Source organism: Diaphorobacter caeni (assembly GCF_015354245.1).
Classification (GTDB): domain Bacteria; phylum Pseudomonadota; class Gammaproteobacteria; order Burkholderiales; family Burkholderiaceae_C; genus Diaphorobacter_A; species Diaphorobacter_A caeni.
In genome coordinates, this window is the sequence record NZ_JADKYZ010000011.1 from 31,448 (window position 1) to 54,002 (window position 22,555).

At 58.1% G+C, this 22,555-nt stretch carries 23 protein-coding genes; 6 read left to right on the forward strand and 17 right to left on the reverse strand.

Going from position 1 to position 22,555, the window contains the following annotated elements:
* Positions 1-108: 108 nt before the first annotated feature.
* Positions 109-1,500, reverse strand: coding sequence for an aminotransferase-like domain-containing protein (locus tag ISG32_RS23555; RefSeq protein ID WP_194773462.1), 1,392 nt, complete (start codon positions 1,498-1,500; stop codon positions 109-111).
* 183 nt (positions 1,501-1,683) lie between these two features.
* Here ISG32_RS23555 and ISG32_RS23560 point away from each other — a divergent pair, with 183 nt between their 5' ends.
* Together ISG32_RS23560 and ISG32_RS23565 are read left to right on the forward strand one after the other, a co-directional pair.
* Positions 1,684-1,917: a hypothetical protein gene (locus ISG32_RS23560; RefSeq protein WP_194773463.1), complete on the forward strand. Its 234-nt coding sequence runs from the start codon at positions 1,684-1,686 to the stop codon at positions 1,915-1,917.
* A 51-nt stretch (positions 1,918-1,968) separates the two neighbouring features.
* Positions 1,969-2,487 (forward strand): O-acetyl-ADP-ribose deacetylase, encoded by a 519-nt coding sequence (locus ISG32_RS23565; protein WP_194773464.1) that lies wholly within the window; start codon positions 1,969-1,971, stop codon positions 2,485-2,487.
* Between the two features lie 71 nt (positions 2,488-2,558).
* Here the strand turns inward: ISG32_RS23565 and ISG32_RS23570 are convergent, their stop codons facing one another.
* The 6 genes from ISG32_RS23570 to ISG32_RS23595 all read right to left on the reverse strand — a co-directional run bounded on the left by ISG32_RS23570 (position 2,559) and on the right by ISG32_RS23595 (position 6,408).
* Entirely contained in the window at positions 2,559-3,068 is a 510-nt protein-coding gene (locus tag ISG32_RS23570) for a DUF1993 domain-containing protein (protein ID WP_194773465.1), read from the reverse strand.
* 134 nt (positions 3,069-3,202) lie between these two features.
* Positions 3,203-4,222: a hypothetical protein gene (locus ISG32_RS23575; protein WP_194773466.1), complete on the reverse strand. Its 1,020-nt coding sequence runs from the start codon at positions 4,220-4,222 to the stop codon at positions 3,203-3,205.
* Positions 4,223-4,236: 14 nt separating this feature from the next.
* Complete coding sequence (locus ISG32_RS27670) at positions 4,237-4,560, reverse strand: zinc ribbon domain-containing protein (protein WP_228530060.1); 324 nt, start codon at positions 4,558-4,560, stop codon at positions 4,237-4,239.
* Positions 4,561-4,584: 24 nt separating this feature from the next.
* Positions 4,585-4,953, reverse strand: coding sequence for a TM2 domain-containing protein (locus ISG32_RS23585; protein WP_194773467.1), 369 nt, complete (start codon positions 4,951-4,953; stop codon positions 4,585-4,587).
* A gap of 41 nt (positions 4,954-4,994) precedes the next feature.
* Positions 4,995-5,348, reverse strand: a complete 354-nt coding sequence (locus tag ISG32_RS23590; protein WP_194773468.1) for a DUF4190 domain-containing protein — start codon at positions 5,346-5,348, stop codon at positions 4,995-4,997.
* A gap of 157 nt (positions 5,349-5,505) precedes the next feature.
* Positions 5,506-6,408 (reverse strand): helix-turn-helix transcriptional regulator, encoded by a 903-nt coding sequence (locus tag ISG32_RS23595; protein WP_194773469.1) that lies wholly within the window; start codon positions 6,406-6,408, stop codon positions 5,506-5,508.
* Between the two features lie 501 nt (positions 6,409-6,909).
* On the opposite strand from ISG32_RS23595, the gene ISG32_RS27675 reads away from it, so the two are divergent.
* A complete protein-coding gene (locus ISG32_RS27675) occupies positions 6,910-9,186 on the forward strand; it encodes an SMC family protein (protein ID WP_228530061.1) in 2,277 nt (758 codons plus the stop codon).
* 18 nt (positions 9,187-9,204) lie between these two features.
* Entirely contained in the window at positions 9,205-11,067 is a 1,863-nt protein-coding gene (locus ISG32_RS23605; RefSeq protein ID WP_194773470.1) for a LeoA/HP0731 family dynamin-like GTPase, read from the forward strand.
* 308 nt (positions 11,068-11,375) lie between these two features.
* On the opposite strand, the gene ISG32_RS23610 is transcribed toward ISG32_RS23605, so the two are convergent.
* The 8 genes from ISG32_RS23610 to ISG32_RS23645 all read right to left on the reverse strand — a co-directional run bounded on the left by ISG32_RS23610 (position 11,376) and on the right by ISG32_RS23645 (position 19,215).
* Entirely contained in the window at positions 11,376-12,260 is an 885-nt protein-coding gene (locus ISG32_RS23610) for an MBL fold metallo-hydrolase (RefSeq protein WP_194773471.1), read from the reverse strand.
* Positions 12,261-12,275: 15 nt separating this feature from the next.
* The gene (locus ISG32_RS23615; RefSeq protein WP_194773472.1) at positions 12,276-14,027 is read right to left on the reverse strand and encodes an FAD-dependent monooxygenase; all 1,752 of its coding nucleotides are present in this window, start codon (positions 14,025-14,027) and stop codon (positions 12,276-12,278) included.
* The gene (locus ISG32_RS23620; protein WP_194773473.1) at positions 14,024-14,893 is read right to left on the reverse strand and encodes a sulfurtransferase; all 870 of its coding nucleotides are present in this window, start codon (positions 14,891-14,893) and stop codon (positions 14,024-14,026) included. Before ISG32_RS23620 ends, ISG32_RS23615 begins: the two co-directional genes overlap by 4 nt.
* A 7-nt stretch (positions 14,894-14,900) precedes the next feature.
* On the reverse strand, positions 14,901-15,875 hold the full coding sequence (locus ISG32_RS23625; protein WP_194773474.1) for a Bug family tripartite tricarboxylate transporter substrate binding protein: 975 nt from the start codon (positions 15,873-15,875) through the stop codon (positions 14,901-14,903).
* A 103-nt stretch (positions 15,876-15,978) separates the two neighbouring features.
* Positions 15,979-17,220 carry a CaiB/BaiF CoA transferase family protein gene (locus tag ISG32_RS23630; RefSeq protein ID WP_194773475.1) on the reverse strand — a complete coding sequence of 414 codons (1,242 nt, stop codon included), beginning with the start codon at positions 17,218-17,220 and terminating at the stop codon, positions 15,979-15,981.
* A 10-nt stretch (positions 17,221-17,230) separates the two neighbouring features.
* Entirely contained in the window at positions 17,231-18,205 is a 975-nt protein-coding gene (locus ISG32_RS23635; protein WP_228530062.1) for a Bug family tripartite tricarboxylate transporter substrate binding protein, read from the reverse strand.
* A gap of 54 nt (positions 18,206-18,259) precedes the next feature.
* Entirely contained in the window at positions 18,260-18,688 is a 429-nt protein-coding gene (locus ISG32_RS23640; RefSeq protein WP_194773476.1) for a MaoC family dehydratase, read from the reverse strand.
* A gap of 20 nt (positions 18,689-18,708) precedes the next feature.
* Complete coding sequence (locus tag ISG32_RS23645) at positions 18,709-19,215, reverse strand: MaoC family dehydratase (RefSeq protein ID WP_228530063.1); 507 nt, start codon at positions 19,213-19,215, stop codon at positions 18,709-18,711.
* A gap of 95 nt (positions 19,216-19,310) precedes the next feature.
* Between ISG32_RS23645 and ISG32_RS23650 the strand changes: the two genes are divergently transcribed.
* Entirely contained in the window at positions 19,311-20,072 is a 762-nt protein-coding gene (locus ISG32_RS23650) for an IclR family transcriptional regulator domain-containing protein (RefSeq protein ID WP_194773477.1), read from the forward strand.
* A 92-nt stretch (positions 20,073-20,164) separates the two neighbouring features.
* On the forward strand, positions 20,165-20,734 hold the full coding sequence (locus ISG32_RS23655; protein ID WP_194773478.1) for a hypothetical protein: 570 nt from the start codon (positions 20,165-20,167) through the stop codon (positions 20,732-20,734).
* On the opposite strand, the gene ISG32_RS23660 is transcribed toward ISG32_RS23655, so the two are convergent.
* Both ISG32_RS23660 and ISG32_RS23665 read right to left on the reverse strand, forming a co-directional pair.
* Positions 20,731-21,753, reverse strand: a complete 1,023-nt coding sequence (locus tag ISG32_RS23660; RefSeq protein ID WP_228530064.1) for a helix-turn-helix transcriptional regulator — start codon at positions 21,751-21,753, stop codon at positions 20,731-20,733. The genes ISG32_RS23655 and ISG32_RS23660 overlap by 4 nt on opposite strands.
* Positions 21,744-22,127 (reverse strand): NUDIX domain-containing protein, encoded by a 384-nt coding sequence (locus ISG32_RS23665; protein WP_194773479.1) that lies wholly within the window; start codon positions 22,125-22,127, stop codon positions 21,744-21,746. Before ISG32_RS23665 ends, ISG32_RS23660 begins: the two co-directional genes overlap by 10 nt.
* Positions 22,128-22,555: the final 428 nt, after the last annotated feature.

The window sequence follows — 22,555 nt, forward strand, 5'->3', positions numbered from 1 at the left end:
CAAACCGCAGCAATAGCTCGGGCAATTGCGAGGATTTGCAACGCGGCAGAGCGCCCGAGGCCGCGCCTGCAAGACAGTGTGGAGATCGTAAGCACGCTCATAGCACCGCTAAACCACCGCCGCGCCAAACGCCTCAGGCCGACGCGCCAGCAATTGCGACAGCCGTTGCAGTCCCGCCTGGAGGCGGCCGCGGTCCTTGATGCTGCCCAAGGAGATGCGAATGGCATTCACGGATGCACTGTTCGCTGCGTCCATCGCGAATGCTTCCGCCGGGGTGACTGCGATGCCCTCGCTGTCCGCCGCACGCGCGAGCTGCGAGGAACTCCAGTACCCGGGCAGCTCAAGCCATGCATGCAGGCCGTCTCCCGTGCCGACGTAGCGCCCGGCCAGCACATCCATGGCCATGCGGTGGCGCAGCCGCGCCTCCTTGCGGACGCCCTTCATCAACTCGCCAGCCGACCCGTCGAGGATCCACTGCGTGGCGAGGGCGGCCGTCAAGGGCGCGACCATCAGTGCAAATGACCTGAGCGCGACCAGAAAGCGCTCGCGTTCATGCGGATCGCGGATGAGCACGAAAGCAACGCGCAGGCCGGGCGTCAGGCATTTCGACAGAGTGGAGATGTAGTACACCCGCTCCGGCGCCAGCGCGGCGATGGGCGGCGGCGGGGCATCGGCGAGCAGCCAGTAGGGATCGTCCTCGACAATGCGGACGTTGCAGCGCCTGGCGATGTCGGCAATGTCCTTGCGCCGGCGTTCGGCGATGGTGACGGCGGTCGGATTCTGCAATGTCGGATTGAGATAGACCAGCCCGGGCCTGTGCTCGCGGCACGCGCGCTCGAGCATTTCCGGCACCATCCCCTGGCCGTCGGTCTCCACCGCGATGATACGCCGCCCGAACTGGGCCGCCGCGACCCGCAGGCCGGGATAACTGGTCGGCTCGGCCAAAATTACGTCGCCGGGTTCCGTCAGCGCAAGAATCAACGCGGCGATCGCCGCCTGCGCACCGGGACAGACGACCACCTGGCCTGAATCCAGCGATCCAAACATCGGCGCGAGCCATTTCGCGCCTGCCTTGCGGTCGGAGTCGCTGCCACCGCCCAGGTGGTAGGTCATCAGCAATGCGCTGTCGGTCCGCATCAACACTTGCGACAGCCCTTGTTGCAGCAGGTCATCGAAGTCCACGCCGTCCGGCGGCGGGGGCGTATTCATGCTCAGATCAAGGACCGAGGTCCACTCGACTTTCGGCGCCGCGACATAGGTGCCCCGAGCACCGCGCCCTTCCAGCAAGTGGCGGCGTCTGGCTTCGTCGTAGGCGCGCGTGATCGTCGTCAGATCGACGTCCAGTTGCGCAGCCAACCGGCGCTGCGGAGGCAAACGGTCACCGGGGCTCAAGGAACCGTCGGCCACCGCCGCCTGCAACGCGTCCGCGATCTGCAGGAATCGGGGCCCGCCCTGAGCAATCAATCGCGGCAACCAGATTGGAGAATTGTCATCTTGCATGGATTTTGGCTGCGACTTTTTGTCTCGATGTATGGATATTGTTTTTCAGTAGTATGTCCCTGAACGTGCTGCGACACCATCCTTTCCCGGCATGGCAGTGGCTGACGTTTGCGATGTTCTCGTTCAGGAGCCTGTGTTCCGCACGAGGAGGCATCACCAAGTCATAGGTTGGAAATTCTCAAAATGATCGATTGGGTCCCCGTAGTCTTCGTTGCGTTCAAGGCGCTCATCTTCGGCGCTTGCATGTTCTTCGCCATCAAATGGCATTACGATCAAGGCAAGAAAGGCAAGGACACGCGCGCGCTGCTGCGCACGGTAGGCAAGGTGGCGGCAGCCTTCCTGGTCGCGCTCGTGATCGTGCTGCTCTTCACCTTCGGCCTGGCCAAGCATCTCGGGATGGACTTGAACCTTCCCTGACGACCTGCGGGCCCGTGTGCCGGCATTCAACGACCAGTCAATCCACGCCCCATGCCAACACTGCTGCGCGCCATTCAATCGGACATCACCAAGCTCCCCGTGGACGCCATCGTCAACGCGGCCAATTCGTCACTGCTCGGTGGCGGCGGAGTCGACGGCGCCATCCATCGCGCGGCCGGCCCGGATCTCGTGCATGAATGCCGGCTGCTGGGCGGCTGCAAGACGGGCGAGGCCAAAGTGACGAAGGCATATCGGCTGCCTGCCCAATTCATCATCCACACGGTAGGCCCCGTATGGAACGGCGGCGACAAAGGCGAACCCGAACTGCTCGCCAGCTGCTATCGCAAATCCATCGCGCTGGCAGAGGAAAGATCCGCCGCTTCGATCGCCTTCCCGAGCATCAGCACGGGCGTCTATGGATACCCCATCGAATCCGCCGCGCAGATCGCCATTCGGTCGGTACGGGACAGCCTGCGGACGGACTCGTCCATCCAGGAAATCCTCTTCTGCTGTTTTTCAGCCGAAGACCTGCGTCTGTACGAGCGCCTGTTGAATGGAACCGCTCGCTGACGCCAAGTGACCGGAAAGCGCCGACACGGCCCGCAACCGGGCAGAACGGCGCATCAGCGGCCGCGCTCGCGTCAATAGCTACCCATATAGTCGCGCTTGCCGATCTCCACGCCGTTGTGGCGCAAGATGTCATAAGCGGTCGTCACATGGAAGAAAAACTGCGGCAGACCATAGTGCAGCAGGTAAGCGCTGGCCGTCAGCTTCTTTTCCTTGGGCGTGCCGGGGCGCAGCACGATCTCGCGGCCTTCGCTTTGGTCAAACTGCTCCGGCTTGAAGGATTCGAGATGGGCCAGCGCCTTGGCGATCAATGCCTGCAGGTCGGCGAAGCCCGCCTCGTTATCGGGCCACGACGGCACCTCCGCACCAGCCAGACGAGAGGCGATGCCCTTGGAAAAGTCCGAGGCGATCTGGACCTGACGCACCAGCGGGAACATGTCCGGGAACAGCCGCGCCTGCAGCAGCGCATTGGGATCGATGTTTTTCTGCGTCGCATGCGCCTCGGCCTTCTTGAGCACCTCGGACAGTGCACGCAGCATCTGCTGCAGGACGGGAACGGAGGCGGTGTACAGAGGACTGGTCATGGTGGGTTCACTTTCCTTCCAAAAGGGGCACAAGGCCGGGGCATGGCCGAGCTACAGCCAATCATGGAAGGCTAACAGCAAATGAATGGGCCGTTCAGTGGCCCGTTGATTGACGGGCCGCTCCCGCCCCGCCCTCAGCTCGATTCCCAAGCCGCTCTGAACGTCACCTGCGTTCCTGGCTTCACCGCAGTGCCCGGGGCCGGATTGATCCGGTACGGGCACCCGTAGCCTGCAAAGTCGCTGTCGTCCGGTCCGTGGATCGACTTTTCCTTGGCGATCAGGCCCTTGGATTTCAGCAGCGCGGCATACTCCATGTCGCAATCGGAACGCGGCGTGGGAATGCTCACCATGCCGTTGCTCACGGGTGCCGGGGCGGCGACTGGGGCGGCCTCCGTGCACGTCGGCGCTTCCACGCTATGGCCAAAACTCAGGAACGCAGGGCGCATCCCGGAGAATTCATGCGCCGCGACCTCGCGGTACTTTTCGGGGGCGCAGTTGAAACCGGTCTCGATGACCACCCAGTCCTCCTTCTCGGATTTCAGCATGGCGTCGCGCCAGCGTGCGGCGGCCTCGACCACGGCATCCTCGGCGATGGGCACGCTCAGCACCACCTTGACGAAACCGTCCGCACGGCTGCCCTCTGCAGACCAGTAGACGCTGGGGTCGTAGGCATTGCCGCAGCTGGAAAGGCAGTCGGACAGATAGTCTCCAGGCCGGAAATACTTGTCCGCCGCACCGAAGGTCAGATCGCCCGCCAGGATCGGCTTGTCGGCGTTGATGAGAGGCCCCACGTCCACCGGGCACTCCTTCGACAACTCAAGCTGCACGCCCTGAATCGACTGCTTGGCCTCGTCGGTCGTCAGCGTGAACTTGCAGCCCTGAAGATCAAACAACTGCTGGTTGCCCATGATGCGCATCGCTGGCCCGGACACCCGCACGACGTACTCGAGATTGAGGCCAATCGCCTCCCTCGACGCCAGCTTGGTCTGCAACTGAGTGATCGGGTCCGCCTTGGCCTGCGGCGGCACGGGGGATTGAACAGCGGCAGCGGGTTCCTCCGCCTTGCTGAACGGATTCCAGCAACCCGTCAAACTGAACGCCGCCAAAATCGGCAACAGAGCCTTCGCCAACCACATGTTATTTCTCGCTTTCATCAAATCGTTTCTCCTCACTGATCCTTGAGATCACTGCCACAGTGCTTGCACTTGATCGCCCTGGCCTGGATCGGCTCCGCGCAATACGGGCAGATCTTCATCTCCGGCCCCATGCCAGTCTGGGTGACCGTGCGCCCCGGGTAGGACGGGGGTGCCTGGTAGGCATTGCGCTCCTCTCGTCCACCGAAGATCAGCCGGAACCAGAAGCTCCAGATCTTGATGAACGCCCAGATCATCAGCGGCAGAAAAATGATCAGCCCGATGATCGCCCCGCCACCACCGCCCGCATGGGCGGCGCCGGGCAACAGCAGCAAGGGCAACAAACGTTCTGGCTTCATGTCCATCCTCTCGTTGAGATCCATTCACCACAGCCATGCGAACGGGCCCTTCATGGCGGCCGCCTTGCGGGCGAACTCGTCCTTGGAAAGCACCAGATACCGGATGCCCTCCACCAGCGCCACGATCGACGGGATGTAGGTCCAGCACAGCACGACGTAGACGATCCCCCATCCCCATGCGCCGGTATAGAACTTGTGGATGCCGAGCCCGCCCAGCAGCAGCGCCAGCACGCCGGCCGTCACCTTGCTTTTCTCGGACTCGTCCTCGCGCGCTGCCGCGCTCCTGCGCTGCGGCGCGCCGCAGGCCGGACATGCGACCGCGGACACATGCAGCGGCTTGGCGCAGCCATGACAGAACATCATGGTCTGGCCCTCGGTAGATTGGTCTTGCATATCGGTTTCCCCCGTTGTTGACTGATTGAAAGTTTGAAAAATCAAAGTTGCGAGCCCAGCGCGCCCAGCAGACCCAGGATTCCCAGAATCAAACCGGCAATGGCCATGCCCGAACCACGCTTTTGCTTGGCCAGACTGATGCCGCCCAGCACGATGGCGGCGACTGCAAAGCCGATGGCACCGATCACCTGGTCCATGTCCCAGTCGTCCGGATCGAACAACGCCACCACGACCACCAAGCCGCACACCAACGACGGGATAGGCAACCACAGCGAGCCTCCCTGGTCTTCAGTGGTGCTCTTGCGCGTCGCCAGCGCCGCGTTCACCGCACCGCATTGCGGACAGCTCTGCGCCGTCTCATGAATCTGATGGCCGCAGCCTCTGCAAAACGACATGTCTTCTTCTCCCTGTTGTCTGTATTGCCCGAATCCGGACAAGGCTCCGCCCACCCGCCAGGTGGGCGGTTCATTTGAAGCAGCGGAGACGAACTGATCCCCTGCCGGTGATTACCGGCAGTCCATTCAAATCTGAAAAATTGAAATAGAGGGGCGATTAATCCGGCAAGCCCAGATACCCCTTGAGCTGGTTATCCAGCTCCGCCTGCAACCCTTCCGGGCTGATGATCCGCACGTAAGGAATCCAATAACGCACGATGGGCAGAATCTGGTTGGGATGGGCGATCATTCCCGAAACCAGAATCTCGCCATTCTCAAGATCCATTTCCTTGTTCTGGCCGCCAATCAGCTGACGCCGCAGGAAATACGATGCCGCGGGCGGAGCCACCTTGAGCACCACCTTGGTCTTCTCCTGATTCAGCCAGATCGTGTCTTCCTGCTTGAGGTATTCATGGATCGACGCGTCCGGAACAAAGCGATCCGACGTCACCAGCAGACGGTCGATGCGCGCGACCGCATACGACTTGACCCTGCCCTGATCCGTGGCCTGCAGATACCAGGTGCCATCGTTGACCGCCAGCTTGTAGGGGTGCACGCTGACCATCTTGCGCGACTCATCCGGTTTGCAATATTCAAACTGCACGACGGAAGCATCCTGAATCGCCCCACGCAACTGGGCGACCTCCTGCTCCTTGACCTTGATGTTCTCGGTGCGCGCACCATGCACCAGCAGCGCCCCGCTGAGACTGTTGTCCAGCAGATCCCCAAGGAACTCGTTGGACAGCCGTGGCGACATGCCCTGCAGCCCCGCCAGATTGGCGATGCGCTGCACATCCTGCTGGCTGTAGGTCCCCAGCTTGTAGCGTGGCAGGGAGTAGCGCTGCCCCTTCTTCTCCAACCCGAGAAAGCTGAAGCGCTCGTTCAGATCACGCCGGATCGTGCGTTCATTCACATCGAACTCAACGGCAAGTTTCTTGATTTCCAGAGCCTCGCCCGCATTGAGACGCAAAAGAATTTCGCTGAGACGGTAGGCAATGGTGTCGAAGGAGGAAGTGGACATCGGTCAGTGGTTTTCGCTTGATTTCTGTTTGGTGATACCGATCGTAAGCAAACGTTTGGACAAACCATGTCCGAATTCAAAATAATTCCAATAAGTTCGGAGGAAATATAGATATCTGACCTTGCGGCAGTAGATCTATGGCGTGTTCATAGGCCACAATACGAACGACACATAAAGATACAAAATGGCAATACACACCCGAGACATCTTTAAGGTGGGTCAAAAAATTCAACACGACCCCGTCAACAAAGCTGACATCCAGAAGAAATGCCGTTCGTCGCACGATGGCATCGCCCGATCCGCATCGGCTGCTGGCCCCATGCCGTAGATGCCCCGTCCAGGCGGACTTCAGTCGACCTCTTACGCGCCCCCATTGCGCTCCGTTCACTCGCCGCCTCACGGCATGACGCCATCGCAGGTCGAGCGCGAAGCAGCGCCCACGACTCCCGCCCGGATCGCCTCACACCTCCGCAACCCAACAGCAACTTCCAACGGATACTCATGTCCAACACCAACAAGACCGATCAGTTCTATGACCAATTGACGACGCTGGTCGACCAGTCGCTTGCGGCGGTGCTCAAGAAAGGCTCCACCACCAATGGCAATCAGGACCTGGAAAGTGCCATCGCCAGTTCCAGGACTTTGCTGGAGAAGATGCGCGACCGGACCAACGCTGATATCCGCGAGTTGCGCGAACTGTCCGAATGGGACACATTCACCATCGCGTTCTACGGTGAGACGAACGCCGGCAAATCCACCCTGATCGAGACGCTCCGCATTCTGCTGGGCGACACCGAAAAGCTCGATACGCAGCGCCAATTCAGGGAGCTGGCCAAGGACTTGCGCGTGGATCCAGAGAGCCTTGCATCACTCGATCTGAGCATTCAGAAGCTGCAGTCCGAACTGGCTGAAAGCCAGCAACATGCTGACCAGCTCACACGGAAATTGGCTAATGAAGAGCAACAGCAGGCGGCCAGCCTCGACATGCTGATGGCCACCATCGAGCACAAGCGCAAACACCTGAATTTGTGGCAAAAGCTGGTGCACATGTTCAAGAAACTGGACGAAGAGAAGGCCCTGCCGGAGCGGGAGCTGGCACTGGTGCAACTCAAGGCCGGAAACCAGACAAAACTGGAAGCCATCGCCGCCGAGCCGAGCAGGATCCAGGCCGAGCTGGCGGCCAGAACAGGCGAAAAAGCCAATGTGGAAAGCGCATTCGCCCGTCTGGTTCCTCTGCAGGATGGAAGCATCATCGGCAACGGACGCTCAGACTTCACGCTTCAATCGCATTCCTACCGCTTCATGGCGGGAGGCCAGCAGTTCCAACTGGTGGACGTGCCCGGCATCGAAGGCGACGAAAAGCAGGTGATGGGAGCCATCGACTCGTCCGTCAAGAAGGCCCATGCCGTGTTCTACGTGACGCGCAACGCCACACCGCCGGGCTCCGGCAGCGACGGACAGGAGGGCACCATCGACAAAATCAAACGTCAGTTGGGAAAGCAGACCGAAGTCTGGGCGGTCTTCAACAAGAGCGCCACCAACCCTCAGGTCCTGCAGGGTGAGTCCTTGATCAACCAGAACGATGCCGTCGGTCTGGCCGACATGGGCAAATCCCTGACTGCTTCGCTCGGCGCCGAAACCTACAAGGGACATGTCTGCGTCAGCGGCATGCCCGCCTTTCTGGCGGCGGCCACCTGCCTGGTTCCCAACAATCCCCATCTCCGAAGCCGCGAGAAATTCCTCGCGTCCATGAGGGCCGATGAAATTCTGCAACGCAGCGGCATGCAGGCCTTCCTCCAGTTCCTGCGCTCGGATCTGTGCCAGAATTTTCAGGTCAAGATCCGCGATGCCAATCTGAAGAAGATTCGCAGTTGTCTGCAGGACGGCATCAGCCACCTGAATCAGGCAAAGAACAACTTCGCCAATGCCGCGCAGAAGCTGGCTGTCCAGCAGAAATTCGCCGCCTCTCAAATCGATGGGCTGTTGTCCGGCACATCGCAGAAGCTCAAGAGCGAATGCCATGATGAACTGAGCGGCAAGAAAACCGCCATGCGCACGGCCATCTACGACTACATCGAAAGCGACCAGAGCAACGACGATTTCAAGGAATACCTGACCGGCGAGATCGAATCACTCAAGACCAGCGTCGGTCGGGATCTGGAGGCGCGATTCGCCACGGTGTTCAAGTCCTTCACCGACGAAGCCGAATCCATCATCCAGAAGAATCAGAAGAACGTCAGCGAGATCCTGCACTACACGATCGATGACCCATTCTCCTCACTCAACCTGAGCTTCCAAACCGACTTCAAGATGGACAGCGGCATCAACGTCGTGGGCCTGATATCGGCATTGGGCGGCGCAGCGGCGCTGGTCTGGGCAACGTTCCTGGCGTCCAATCCCGTGGGGTGGACCACTGCGGCAGTGATCGGAGCTGTAGGGCTCGTGTTCAGTGTCTACAAAGCAGTGCGCAGCTTCTTCAGCAGCGACTACAAAAAGGAGCAGCAGCGCAAGTCCGCTGATGAGAATCTCGAGAAGGTTTTCGACAAGCTCACCGAGATGCTGGATGGCAATCTTGAATCAGCGAGCGTCAAGATCAATGAGGCGCTGCTCGCAACCAAGGCCCAGATGCGCATTCCCTACGAACAGAGCATCAACACCAAGGTGGCGCTGGAGGAGATCGCCGTCAAGATGGCCGCGCTGCGGGACAAGCTCGTCCCCAAGCCGGCCGCCACGACCACCGCAGCCCCCACGCCAGCCACAGAATCCGCCCTCGCCTGAACACCGGAGCAACGTCACATGACCAGCGCAATTCAATCATTCGAACAACAGAAGCAGCAAGCCCTCGGAATCCTGTCCAGTCTCAGCACGTTCGTGCAGGAGGGCAGCAGCCTGGGCATCCAGGTCCACAAGGATCTCGTGGAGAAGCTGCAGAACTCGATAAAAAACGCCAAGGAACAGAAGCTCAAGGTCGCCCTGATCGGTGGCTTCTCCGAAGGCAAGACATCGATCGCCGCCGCCTGGCTGGAGGAACTCGATCGCAAGAGCATGAACATCAGCCAGGCGGAATCGTCCAGCGAGGTCCAGATCTATGAATACAAGGACCAACTGCAGATCATCGATACGCCCGGACTGTTCGGCTTCAAGGAGAAGACCAACGCCACGAGCCAGGAAATCGAGAAGTACAAGGACATCACCAAGCACTACGTGAGCGAAGCCCACCTTGTGCTGTATGTGATGAACTCCGCCAATCCGATCAAGGAAAGCCACACGGAAGATCTGAAGTGGCTTTTCCGAACGCTCAACCTGCTGCCTCGCACCGTGTTCGTTCTCAGCCGTTTCGACGACGTGGCCGACGTAGCGGAGGATGCCGACTTTCAGGAAAAATTCCTCGTCAAAAAGAATTCGGTCACCAAGCGGCTGAACGACTTGCTCGAGCTGACTCCACAGGAGCAGAGCGATCTCTCCATCGTCGCCGTCTCGGCCAATCCCTTCGACAAGGGTGTGGAGCACTGGTTGCGCAATCTGCCCGAGTTCCGCAGCCTGTCGCGCATCGGCGTGCTGCAAAGCGCGACTCAGCAGAAGATCGAGCGCAACGGCGGACTGCTCGCGCTGGCGAACGAAACCCAGAAATCCATCATCTCGGACGTCATCACCCAGCAGATGCCCGCCGCCAAGGAGGCCTATGCCCTGCTCGCGGACGAAGCGCGGCGAGTCACCGAAATCAAGCAAAGCCAGTCGATCGAACTGCAAAAGGTCCACGGCAACATCGGGCAAGCGCAGACGCGGCTGCGCGGTCGCCTCTTGCGCTATTTCGAAGATCTGCAGTTGCAGACCCGAAAAGTCGGTGCGCCCACGTTCAATGATTTCATGCATCGTGAGATCGGCAACGAGGGTTGTCTGGTTCAGCAGCGCATTCAGGAAATATTCAGTGAGGAAATCGGCAGCATCAACACCGATCTGTACCGCATACAGACGAACGTCAACAACGAGTTGAAGCACTACGACGACGTGTTGAGCGCCATGAGCAAAAAAGGCGTCAAATTCCTGTCGCAACCGGGTGTCATCACCAAAGACAATGTTCTGCTGGCTCGCGACGGACTGAATGCCGCCACGAAAATGGTGGGCTTGGACATCAGCAAGTACCTCAAGTTCAAGCCTTGGGGCGCCACCAAGCTGGCGAGCGGTCTCGGCAGTGCGCTTGCCGTGGCCGGCATCGCTCTGGAATTGTGGGACAGCTACAAGGAGCAGGAACGCCAGGCGCAGTTCGCCAAAGTCATCGACGGCATGATCTCCAACTTCCAGACTCAGTCTAAGGAAGTGCTTCAGCTGATCGACGCCCCGGACTTCGCCGACCAGTTCTTCCCGACTTTCGTGACCCTCAAGAAGCAACTCGGCTCCATCGACGACGAGATGGTCGCGCTTCAAAAGCGTCAGGTGCAGTTCAAGAAATGGTACGACAACGGCACCGCCATCGACGCGGAATTTCGCGAGATCAACAGCCAAGGAGGAAACCACCAGGCAGCCTGGGAAAGCGTGCCGGAAATCGTGATCGACACCACGCCGATCATCGAATCCATCGCGCCAAAGACGCCGCCCGCAATACCCCAGGCTGAGACCAAGCCGGCAAAGGCCTCGCTCTGGTCCAAGTTGTTCTCGTGAGCACAGGGGGGTCTTACGCAGCGCGCCGCGTGAGGGGGTGCCTATCGCCGCGCTTGATCCTTGCGCCCTACATGGACGCACCGGTATCAGCGCAGTATGAGCAAAAGGTGACCGGATCTTCCGAGCTTCACACTGCCCTGCCGGCACACCCCGACTCACACCCTGACGGTGATGAATTCGGGCTTAGGCATTGACGATGGCGAGCCGATCGCTGCCGGAGATCTGTCTGTCATGCGGAATCTGTCAAGCTCAACCAGCCGCCACTGGCAACGCTCCTCCCCGTCACCTGCGCCATCCATTCCTCGCGTTCATTCCGGAGAGTTACGAAGAGGAATTTTTATGTACGTTACCCCACTCTCCTCAGCCGGCGGGAAATTCCCAGCACGGATATTGACTTGTACGGCCGGTTGCATCAACACCGGAGTGGTCAGTCCCGCGTCGCGGTGTGAACGCAGCGCAACGAACTCCGATTTTCCGATTCCGTCTCGCACATGAATATTCCTGTCCCTCTGTTCGCCCACTGTTGTGACACAGCCAGGAACGCGCCCGGGAGGCGGGTAATCGTGGCACATGTAAAGCGGAGTGCTCCGTTCAAACTGCATTAAGCGACGAATGGAGTCATAGAGCAGTTCTGCATCCCCACCATGAAAGTCGCATCTGGCGGTTCCCACATCCGGCATGAGCAAACTGTCGCCGACAAATACAGCCAACAGAGGTCCATCCAACCGCTCTCCCACCGCGTAAGCGATATCCGCTGACGTGTGCCCAGGCGTGTACATCGCACGCACGTGCAACTTTCCGACCTGAAAGCGTTCGTCGTCATTCCACAATCGATCAAACGCCGATCCATCCGTGGCTACATCGCGTGCATTGAACACCTCCCGAAATATAGTCTGTATGTCAGTAACGCGGCGCCCAATGCCTACTAATCCACCGAGCCTGCGCTTAAGTAACGCAGAGCCTGAGAGGTGATCCGCATGAATATGCGTCTCCAACAACCATCGCAGCGTCAAGCCACGACGAATGATCACCTGCTCCACAACGTCAATGGACACCGTGTCGACAATGCCGCTACTCAGATCAAAGCCCAGCACCGGATCGATAACGGCGCATTCGATGCCGTCATCGATCAAGTGTGTAAAGGTGGAGGTCCTTGTGTCAAAGAATGACTGCACATTGAAACTCTTAGTCATAGCCTCAACCGTAGATCAAACAGCCTCTTCTATTGCGGGAGTATCCGACCGCACGCTCACGCCCAGGATGCAGCAAAGCACTCTCTCAAGTTCACAGGACGGCGACGACTGGTGCGAAGCTCCTAGCTTTGCTGCAACAAAACCGTCGGGTCTCACCAAAACGGCATCACCCGATTGCACTTCATATAGTCGGCCGAACTTCGAGTCCACGGCAAGATATTCACCCTGCTCACCCACAGAAATAGCCGCCAATTCAATGCCTAAAGATGTGCTCGTCAGTCTGGCTGCCTCGCTCCAATGCATCGATAGGTTGTGGCCGATAAGCACGAACCCACGGCCCCAAAGGTCGACGGTGGAGAGGCGCTTGCCAGATCCACCCTGAAGCCAGGCATGTGGTGCGCGCACACCGGGCACGGTGCTTTCCACATACTCCACCAGTTCTGGGATGGGAGCTTCTTCTCCGTTGGACACCACCGCTTGCGAGCGGTAGACAGTGCCCAACTGGTAACCGGTATGTAGCACCGCATTGTCTCCATGTGGGGCTGTCCGCTGTTTCAAGAACAATTCTGCTTCAGTGGAAATCTTGCCCTGAGCGAACAACTCGCCCTCCCCCACGCGTGCGGCTTCAGCAATAGCCTGGTAATGCAGAGAGTTATAAGTAGCCGACTTCACGGTGACGCGCGCTTTGGATTTGCGTTCGGCTTCAAACGTGTCCAACAACGAATCACCGGCCTTACCTTTCAGCACCAAAGCCAGCTTCCAAGCCAAGTTGTTCGCATCCTGTATGCCGGAGTTCATGCCGAATCCGCCCCATGGCGAATGCCAGTGCGCGGCGTCGCCTGCAAACAGCACCCTCTTTTCGCGCCAGTGCCGCAGCAAGCCAGTGCTGTAGTCGAAACGATAGGTTTGAAAAATCTCGATCGGCAACTCCGGCATTCCCAACGCGCCACGTATGCGCTCCAGTAGCACTTCGTGTACCGGCGGCGTGTCCTCGTCATGCCGAAAGCTATATCGCCACAGGCCGTTGTCCGGATGCTTGCTACCAAACCATCCTGCATACCGTGGGTTCAAAACAAACGAGTGAAAGAATCCGTCCTTACCGAGTGTGTCGTCCAAATCGGCGCGAAACTCCACCAACACCTGATTGCCAAAGGTTGGGCCGTGATCCTGCCCACGACCGAGACGCGAGCGCACAAAGCTATGCGCCCCATCGCAGGCCACCACGTAGCGCGCGGTAACGTCTTTGACGGTGTGCGATTGCATGTCCTCCACTGTGAGGCGAACGCACTCGTCAAACTGCTCAATGTCTGTGACGCGTGCGTTGAAGTGCAACGAGGTATTCGGCCAAGATTCAGCGCGGCGGCAGATAGCGGCCTCATAGTCGGATGCGGGAATCTTACGCGGATACACCGGACTGTATTCTGCCCACTTGGTCTCATACTCCGCGTGGGTTCCCTCGATGGCTCGTATGGCCGCGACAGGACCATTGGCGACGTTCACATAGAAGCCTTGCCCATTGGCATCTTCGGTTTCCCAGCCCGCGTCCTGCAGCAGATCCCAAACACCCCATTGGCGGAAGAATTCAGCCGTCGATGCATGCAGATATTGGCCCTTTGGCAAAGTAGTAGTGCTGGGCCGCTTCTCGAACAAGGCAACGCTCAAACCCTCGCGTCCGAGAAGAAATGCCGTAGCCAGACCAACGGGGCCGCCACCACAGATCACCACATCAAAATGGTCTGCAGCATGGTGCTTTGAATGTTGGGTCATGGCAAAGCCCTTTCCGCTGCACTACGCGCCATACGTTCGGGACTCTTATTCCACTCGGACCATGACCCCACATACAACTGCGGCCTATGCCCCAGTGCACGCAGAGTCAACACCTCCAATGCGGAGAGCACACCACCGCCGCAATACACCACCAAGTCCTTGCCTTCGCGAACACCCACCTCGTCATACAGCTTCTCGATCTCAGCAATAGTTCGCAAATTCCCAGCCGGAGTCCATTGTTCTGCTGCAGGCAGATTACGTGCCCGTGGAATGCTGCCTGCCAAAAACGAGTTTTCATCGCGCGCGTCGATCAACAGTACATCCTCACCCAGCGCCTCCACGTCAGCTACGAGCACCTGTGGCAGGCCTCCCGCCTGCAGACGCAATCGCAAAGGCTCCTCGTTCGGTGCCCTATGCGTTTCTCCTTGCGATACCGGGCCTCCCTGATTCACCCATGCCTTGATCCCGCCGTCCAAGACTTTCACGTTCTGCAGGCCGGCCCAACGCAACACCCACCAGCCTCGCGCCGCGAGTGCCATGGAAGGGCCATAAGTCACGATATCCGTTTCGTCATTCACGCCCCAGGCTCTGAGCTGGCGCTCCAGTGCGTCGATGTCGGGAAGCGGCAGGTTTCCCGACTGCGGCGTGGGCGCAGCGGCAAAAACCTCGCGAATTTGGGCATATACGGCACCCAGAATATGGGCATCCCGGTAGTCCCCAAATTCGTCGGCGGGTTCGCCCAGGCGAACATCAATGAACAGCCGGTTTGGATTCGGAAAATCGAGCAGTTGCTCCGGCTGCACGATGTCAGCGGAAAGCGATGAGAGTTTGTACTCCATGAGATGTCCTTTTTGTTGATGGCTCACGCGTGCCTCAATCGGCAACCGGCAGATTGCGCTCTTTGATCAACTTTCTCCAGAAGCTGGTTTCCGTGCGCAGCACATTGGTCAGCGCGGCAGTGCTGGTATCGGGCAATTCCGCGGCCCAGCCCTTGACCGTTTCCTGAGTGGCGGGTGCTTTGGCAATACTTGTGATCTTCTCGGACAAACTCTTCACGATGGCAGGATCAAGATTCTTTGGACCAAACACCGCAATCCATGCGCCAATTGCCGGAACATCCTTGAACCCCAGTTCATGCAAGGTGGGTACGTTGGTCGCTACCGCGCTGCGCTCAGCAGAGCTCACGGCCAGAGCCTCCATGGTGCCTGCGGTGATGTGAGGCCAGGCCGTCACCAAAGAAATGATCGCGATGTCCACATCGCCGCCCATCACTGCCGCGAGTTGCTTGGACCCAGTGTTGTAGGGCACATGCACCATCTGCACGCCCGCACTCAGGTTGATAAGTTCACCCAGATAGTGCATACCGGTGCCCACGCCCGCCGATGCAAAATTGAGCCGAGCCTGAGGCTCCTTGGCATGCGCCAGCAGGTTTTTGAAGGTCTTGTATTTCCCAGTCTTGGCCACGATAACGTAGGGCGTAGTCGTGATCTGCGCGATCGGTTGCAGGTCACGCAGACCGTCTGCATTCTTGTCGTCAGTCGCCGCGCGAATGGTGATCGAGGAGCCGGTAACCAGCAACGTGTAGCCATCCGCAGGCGCACCAATCACCTGCTTGGCAGCGACCTCACCACCCGCACCGGGTTTGGGTTCGACCACAAAGGCCTGGCCGTATTGCGCTGCCAACTCTTGTGAAAACAAACGTGTCGAGTTGGCAGGAAAACCGTCGTTCCACGGCATGACTATCTTCACCGGCTTGTGAGGATAGCTCTGCGCATAGGCCGATGTGGCGCCGCAAAGTGCCAAGCTGCCCAATGCCAACATTAGTCGTCTTGAAATCGAGTTCGTCATTTGTGTGTTCTCCACTGGTTTGAATTTGCAGTCATCAACTACCCCTCAGCGAAGGTTGGGCACCTTGTCCTTAGTGCCCTCTTCACTCAACAGCGTGGCGCGCTCAGATCACTTTCGCGTTCCGGTACTCAGCGATGTCTTCATCCGACTTGTTCAGCAGCTGCTTGAGCAACGACTCCGTGCTGCTTCCCAATTTCGGCGGCGCGAGTTTGTATTGCACAGGCGTCCCCATTAGCCGTAGCGGACTCGCGATGGTGGAAACGGTGCCACCATCTTCGGTCGGCAAGTCCACACGCAATCCGCGATGAATCACTTGCGGGTCTTCGAAAACCTTCTGATAGTCATTGATGCGACCGCATGGAACGCCCAATGCTTCCAGCCGCTCAATCCAATCTGCCGAAGAGCGTGTGAGCATGGTTTCCGCAAGTTTTGGGATCAGCGTTTCGCGACCTGTGATACGCCCAGTCACCTTAGTCCAGCGCTCGTCCGCGGCAAGATCGGGCCGATCGATTGCCTCGCAATACTTCAGCCATTGCTGGTCATTTCCAACCGCTACGACCATGTCTCCATCCGCTGTGTGAAAGACCTGATATGGCACCAGACTCGCATGTGCATTGCCGTAGCGCATCGGCACCTTGCCACTCGAGAAATACCCAGTCACCTGATTGCCACCCAACGCTACCAAGCAATCAAGCAAGGCCATGTCGATGTACTGCCCGCAACCCGACACGTCTCTGTGATTGAGCGCGGCCAGAATTGCAATCGACGAGTACATGCCCGTGATCACATCCGCGATGGCGATACCCACCTTCTGCGCGCCTCCACCTGGCAAGTCGTCACGTTCGCCGGTGATGCTCATCAGACCGCCCTGCGCCTGAAAGACGAAGTCATATCCAGGTTTGTGCGAACTTGGTCCTGTCTGCCCATAGCCCGTGATAGAGCAGTAGACCAGCTTTGGATTGATCGCACTGAGGCTCTCGTAATCAAGGCCATAACGTTTGAGATCGCCGATCTTGTAGTTCTCCACCACCACGTCGGAGATCGCTGCAAGCTCGCGCACGATCTTCTGGCCTTCGGGACTTGCGATATCCAACGTGATCGACTTCTTGCCCCGGTTTGCTGCCGCGTAATAAGTCGAATCGTGCGTGTACTCGCCCTGATCGTCGCGTATCCAAGGAGGCCCCCAGCCACGCGTGTCGTCACCCACGCGAGGTCGCTCGACCTTGATAACCTCTGCCCCAAGATCTGCCAGATTCTGCGTGGACCATGGTCCCGCCAGCACGCGCGAAAGATCGAGCACGCGAATATGCGACAGGGCGCCCTGTGTCTGCTGCGTCGAAGTCATACCGTCCACCTCAATCCAGCTTTACATTGGCAGTCGTGATCACCTTGGACCACTTGTCGATCTCAGCATTCACGAACGCGGCGAACTCTGGCTGCGTCATAGTGCCCGGCTCAGCGCCTTGCTCCAAAAACAGGGCTTTCATTTTCGGCGTCGCCAACACCTCGCGCACATCGGCGTTGATCTTGTTGATAACCTCTGGCTTCATATGGGCGGGCCCATAGAGACCAAACCACGACGTGGCTTCAAAGCCCTTCACACCCGACTCATCCAGAGTGGGTACATCGGGTGCCGCTGCCGAACGCTTGAGCGAGGTAACACCAAGCACCTTCAACTTGCCCGCCTTCACGTGCTGGATCACACCCGGAATCGCATCGAACATCACCGGAATCGTTCCACCCAAAAGATCGTTGAGGGCGGGTGCCCCGCCCTTGTAGGGCACATGCATCATCTGCACGCCAGTCATCGACTTGAAAAGCTCGCCCGACAGATGGTTCGCACCACCCGTGCCTGTCGAGCCGAAACTGAGTTTGCCCGGATGCTCCTTGCCGTACTGAATCAACTCCTGCACGTTCTTCACCGGAAGCGCAGGATTCACCACCAGCATGTTTGGCACCACTGCCACTTGGGCTAACGGTGTGAACGCGGTCTTGGTGTCATAGCGCAAATTCTTGTAGAGCCCCGGATTAATCACGTGATGTGTAGCCGTCAACATCAAGGTGTAGCCATCAGGCGCAGTGCGTGCAAACTGCTCGGAGAAGATGCTTCCGCTCGCACCCGCCTTGTTGTCCACCACGACAGGCACCGACCATTTCTGGCTCAGCTCAGCGACGAGCTGTCTGGCCAAAATGTCGGTGGTTCCTCCGGCTGGGAACGGAACCACGATCTTCACTGCCTGCGTCGGATAAGACTGCGAGAACGCCGTAGCGGCAGACAGCACAGTCAACATTCCCACCGACCATTTCACGAATCCAGATTTCATTCCCATCACCGAAGTCTCCTATATCGTTAGTTGTATTTTTCGAATATCAATCTGCGTTTTTCAGTTCGGAAACTCGGCCATAGCCTCGCCCACCGCGACCACTTCATCACGCTGATTTCGCACTTCAACATCAAGGCATACCCAGCGGCTCTTGGAGGTGGACTTGATCAAGGTGATACGCCCCTTGGGGGTGATGGTGTCACCCGGTTTGACCGGACTCTTCCAACGCGTCTCCAGACGGCGCTGCACTGCGTTCTTCTCATACAACCAGTCCGTTAGCATGCAGGTAATGACGCCGAAGTTGTTCATGCCATGCATGATGATTCCACCAAAATTCGTCTTGCCAAAATCTCCCTTCATGTAGTTGTCATCCAAGTGCAGTGGATTGAAATCCAGCGATGCCTCGCAGAATTCACGGATGGTTTCGCGAGTCGGGGAAAAGGGCTTACCGACGACTTCCTGACCAATGCTCAATTGCTCAAAACTCATGTCTTTCTCCAATACTCGATTTACTGAGGACGAATCGTCTGGCCACGGCCAGAGCAAATCACTTCGTTGTGCTGGTTGAAGAACACGTTGTCGTGCACCACGAACAGACGATCCTTCTTGATGAACTTGTCAAGCGCACGCGCCTCCAGACGGATCACGTCACCCGGACGTGCGGGTTTGTTGTAGCTCCAAGATTGACCGGCGTTGACCGTGCCAGGACTGCGCATCCAGTCATCCGTCGGCGTGCAGGCAAACATCAGCAAGATGTGAATGGCAGGCGGCGCGATCAAACCACCGTAGACCGATTTTTTGGCGTATTCCTCATCGAAATACAGCGGATGCATGTCACCAACTACACGGCAATATTTCTGGATGGCCTCCAGCGTCAGCGTATAGGGAATGGTCTTGCGAGGCTGCCCTGGAATGATGTCGTCCCAGATCTTGCGAAGGTTCTCGTCTTTCCAGAAGTCTGTCTCGAACGTTGTCTCTTTCATGATTTCCTGCTCTGTTGAAATTGCAAAGGACATGCGGTAGAATGTCCGCCAAGCGGTCAATTAAGTCCGCTCTACGTTCATTTTTACAGCTTATTAATCTGCGTCAACAGCGGCGCGGGAAATCCCCTATGGCTACTCCAGAGAGCGAATCGTTTGTCAGAACCTTTGCACGAGGGCTGCGCGTCATCGAAGTGATGGGGCAATCCACGGGACGACAGAACATGGCTCAGATCAGCGAAGCCGCACAACTGCCGCGCACCGTGGTGCGCCGACTGCTGCTTACGTTGATTGAGTTGGGATTTGTCGGATCCGACGACAAGGACTACTGGCTCACCCCCAAAGTGCTGCGTCTTGGAATGACGTATCTCTACACACTGCCGTTCTGGCGGCAATCGCAAATGGTTCTGGAGGAGTTGGGAACGCGCATCAAGCAGTCGTGCGCCGTCTCGGTGCTGGATGACGGAGACATCGTCTACATCCAGCGCTTTCACACCAAGCGCATCCTCGCCTTCAGTCCGTCTATCGGTAGCCGCCTGCCGGCCTATTCCGTCTCGATGGGAAAGGTGCTGCTCAGCGGACTCCGCGACGACAAACTGGACGCCTATCTGGAGCAAACAGAATTCACCGCACTCACGCCACACACGGTCATAGAAAAAGAAAAATTGCGTACCATCATCACCCAAGTGCGAGACCAAAGCTATTCGTGGTCCGATGCTGAATACGACGACTCCATCTGCGGTCTGGCAGTACCTATTCGAGGCCACGGCGGCGAGATCGTTGCAGCCATCAACGTGAGTTTGATTTCAGGTGAATTCACAGAGGAACAAGCGCGTTCGGAATTTCTACCGTTATTGAAGCTCGCGGCATCGCGATTAAAGCAGACCGATTGAAGTACACCCATGCCGTCCTTGTCATAGACCCATATCTTCCTTGCACCCGCAGAAGTAATAAGCCCTCACCACACCAACAAAGCAAGCGCTCCATGGACAAAGAATTCCTCAACCACATCCTCGTGCAAGCCGATGTTCTGCAGACCGGCTGCGGCTGTTTCGATGGTCAGGAAGTGACCGGCGAACTGGAATACATCCGGGAAGCCGAAGCCATGCTTCATCTCACCGCCTCGGGTCTGTCCTCGCACGATGCGGTAGAGCAGGCATTCGGGCCGCGCTGGGACGCTGCCAACACTTCTGCCACCCAGCGCACCGCGCAGCTTGTCGAGCTGACCGAGCTTTTCGACTCCCAGAAACGATTGGAAGCCTTCCGGCAAATCCTGCCGCAACTGCCCGAAGGAGGCATGGACGCCACCACCATGAACCTGCTGCTGTGGCAGGCCGATCTCATGGGCACCTGTTGCAATGTGCAGGAGGGAATGAGCGATGAATATGGCAGCGAAGCGGACGAAATCGTCGCTCTGCTGGCATCTGGAATCGACTTCCCTCAGGCACTGAACCAAGTGTTCGACGGCCGCTTCTGGAGCGGATGCCTGCAGTCCGAAAGTCGTCTGCCGGACGTGCAGTCGCTCATCGGCAAGGTTCAGGCGCTGATCCGCTAGACGCCGGCAGTCTCCGCGACCGCTTTATTCACCGGCGCGCGCTGGACATGGGACACGTCGTCTCCGAATCCACGCAGCCACCAGACCAGCATGTCGCTGTCCACGACCGTGGCGGATATCTTGAAATCGCCGTTCGGCAGCACATCCATGACCTGATCCGTGGACAGCGGCGACTCCTGCAGGTGGTATCCGGCCACCTTGTCGATATGGAACGTGAGCCGAATCTTCGTGCCGTTGCCGAATCCGAATCGTCCGTCGTCGTCATATTTCTTGAGCTGAAAGTCGCCCGGATAGTCAAAGGAACGGGAACTGACCTCGGCGCCCAGAATGCGGTGCATGGCCAGGCTGCGCTCGTTCTGGTAGTCGCGGTAGCGGCAGACCAGATAGAACCTCGGCCCCTGCTGCGCCATGCCCAGCGGCATCACCTCTGATGTACTGCGCTTCCTGCTGGCGTTGCGATAGTCGATCGTCAACCACCGGTTGGAATACAGCGCCTCCGTGACCGCCTCGAAAACCTGCGGCGAAATTCTGGGCGCAATCAAAGGTTGGCTGGTGGCCACGACGCGGATCTTCTTGGGCCACTCACGCTCCAGCTTCGCGTTTTCATTGGAATGAAGAGTGCGATGCGCCTGCTCGAAAAATCCATCCATGGAGCGCATCAGACGCGCAGGCAACAGCTGCCTCAGGTGCTGCTCCGCGAGGTGAAGCAGCAGCGACTCCTGCGTGCTCAGATGTGGCAGGGCAAATGCCTTGGCCCCGCTCTTCCAGCAATAACCGTAGGGCTTGCTGCGATCGTCGCGCTCGATGTCGAAGTGCTCGCTGAGCATCTCCAACTGCCGCTGAATGGAGCGCAGATCGCGCTGGATGCCGGCATCCAGAAGCTGACTGTGCAACGTCTGCGCCGTGATCTTGCCGTGGCGTGGAATGCGCTTGAGCAACTCCATCGCAAGCTTGACGGTCTCAAGAGTGTCGGGGCGCTTGGTCTTGCCTGTCGTCGCCCTCACAGCATTCATTTCCATTTCAAATCACCAAAGAACTTCAAGAGTTTGACGGCGGTTGTAGAGAGCCTGGTGGGAAACCGTTCCTGCAGAAGGTCGTCCTTGGTGAGGTAGTGAAGCGCCACCGCATCACTTCGGGGTCGCGCAGTTCCGGTAAATGCGGACACAGTGAATACCTGATGAATGTAGTGAGGCGACTCGACCTCCAGCAAGAATGTCAACGCGCAGGCCTGAAGACAGGTTTCCTCGAACAGCTCGCGCGCAGCGGCCGCAATGGGAACTTCACCGCGCTCGATCTTTCCACCGGGAAGCAGCAACAGCCCTGCTCTGGTTTCGGCAAGCAGAATGCCCTGGGGCGTAGGCACGATGACAGTCGCTCTGTGATTTTTTGCCACGTGTAGGCCTCTCCGTATCCCGGTGACCGCGCACCGGATTGTTCTATCCAATTGATGCCAATGGTAACCAGCCGATTGGACTACTGACGTCCGATTCGGCTCTGCCAAGGAAAAACAGTTGCCATGCATGTGGTTCCCCCCAAACTATCGAAGTTGAGTGGGATTACGAAGAAACATGTGGTTACATATGTCGGGATTTGATTCATGCAGAGCCAAGCACGGCGCTGACTTTCGCAACCTAGTGGCGCCTAGCATTTCATCCAGTGATGCGCGGTGCATCAATTTTCAATTGGCATTATTTGCTACCTTTCAAAAGTTATTTCAGTCATTTATTTCACTTTATTTGGCCGTTTTTGCAACCTGATGCGACCTCGTCGCTGACAACAACCGGCCAACGCCCCACTCACATGAAAGCCCGCGAAGCCCCA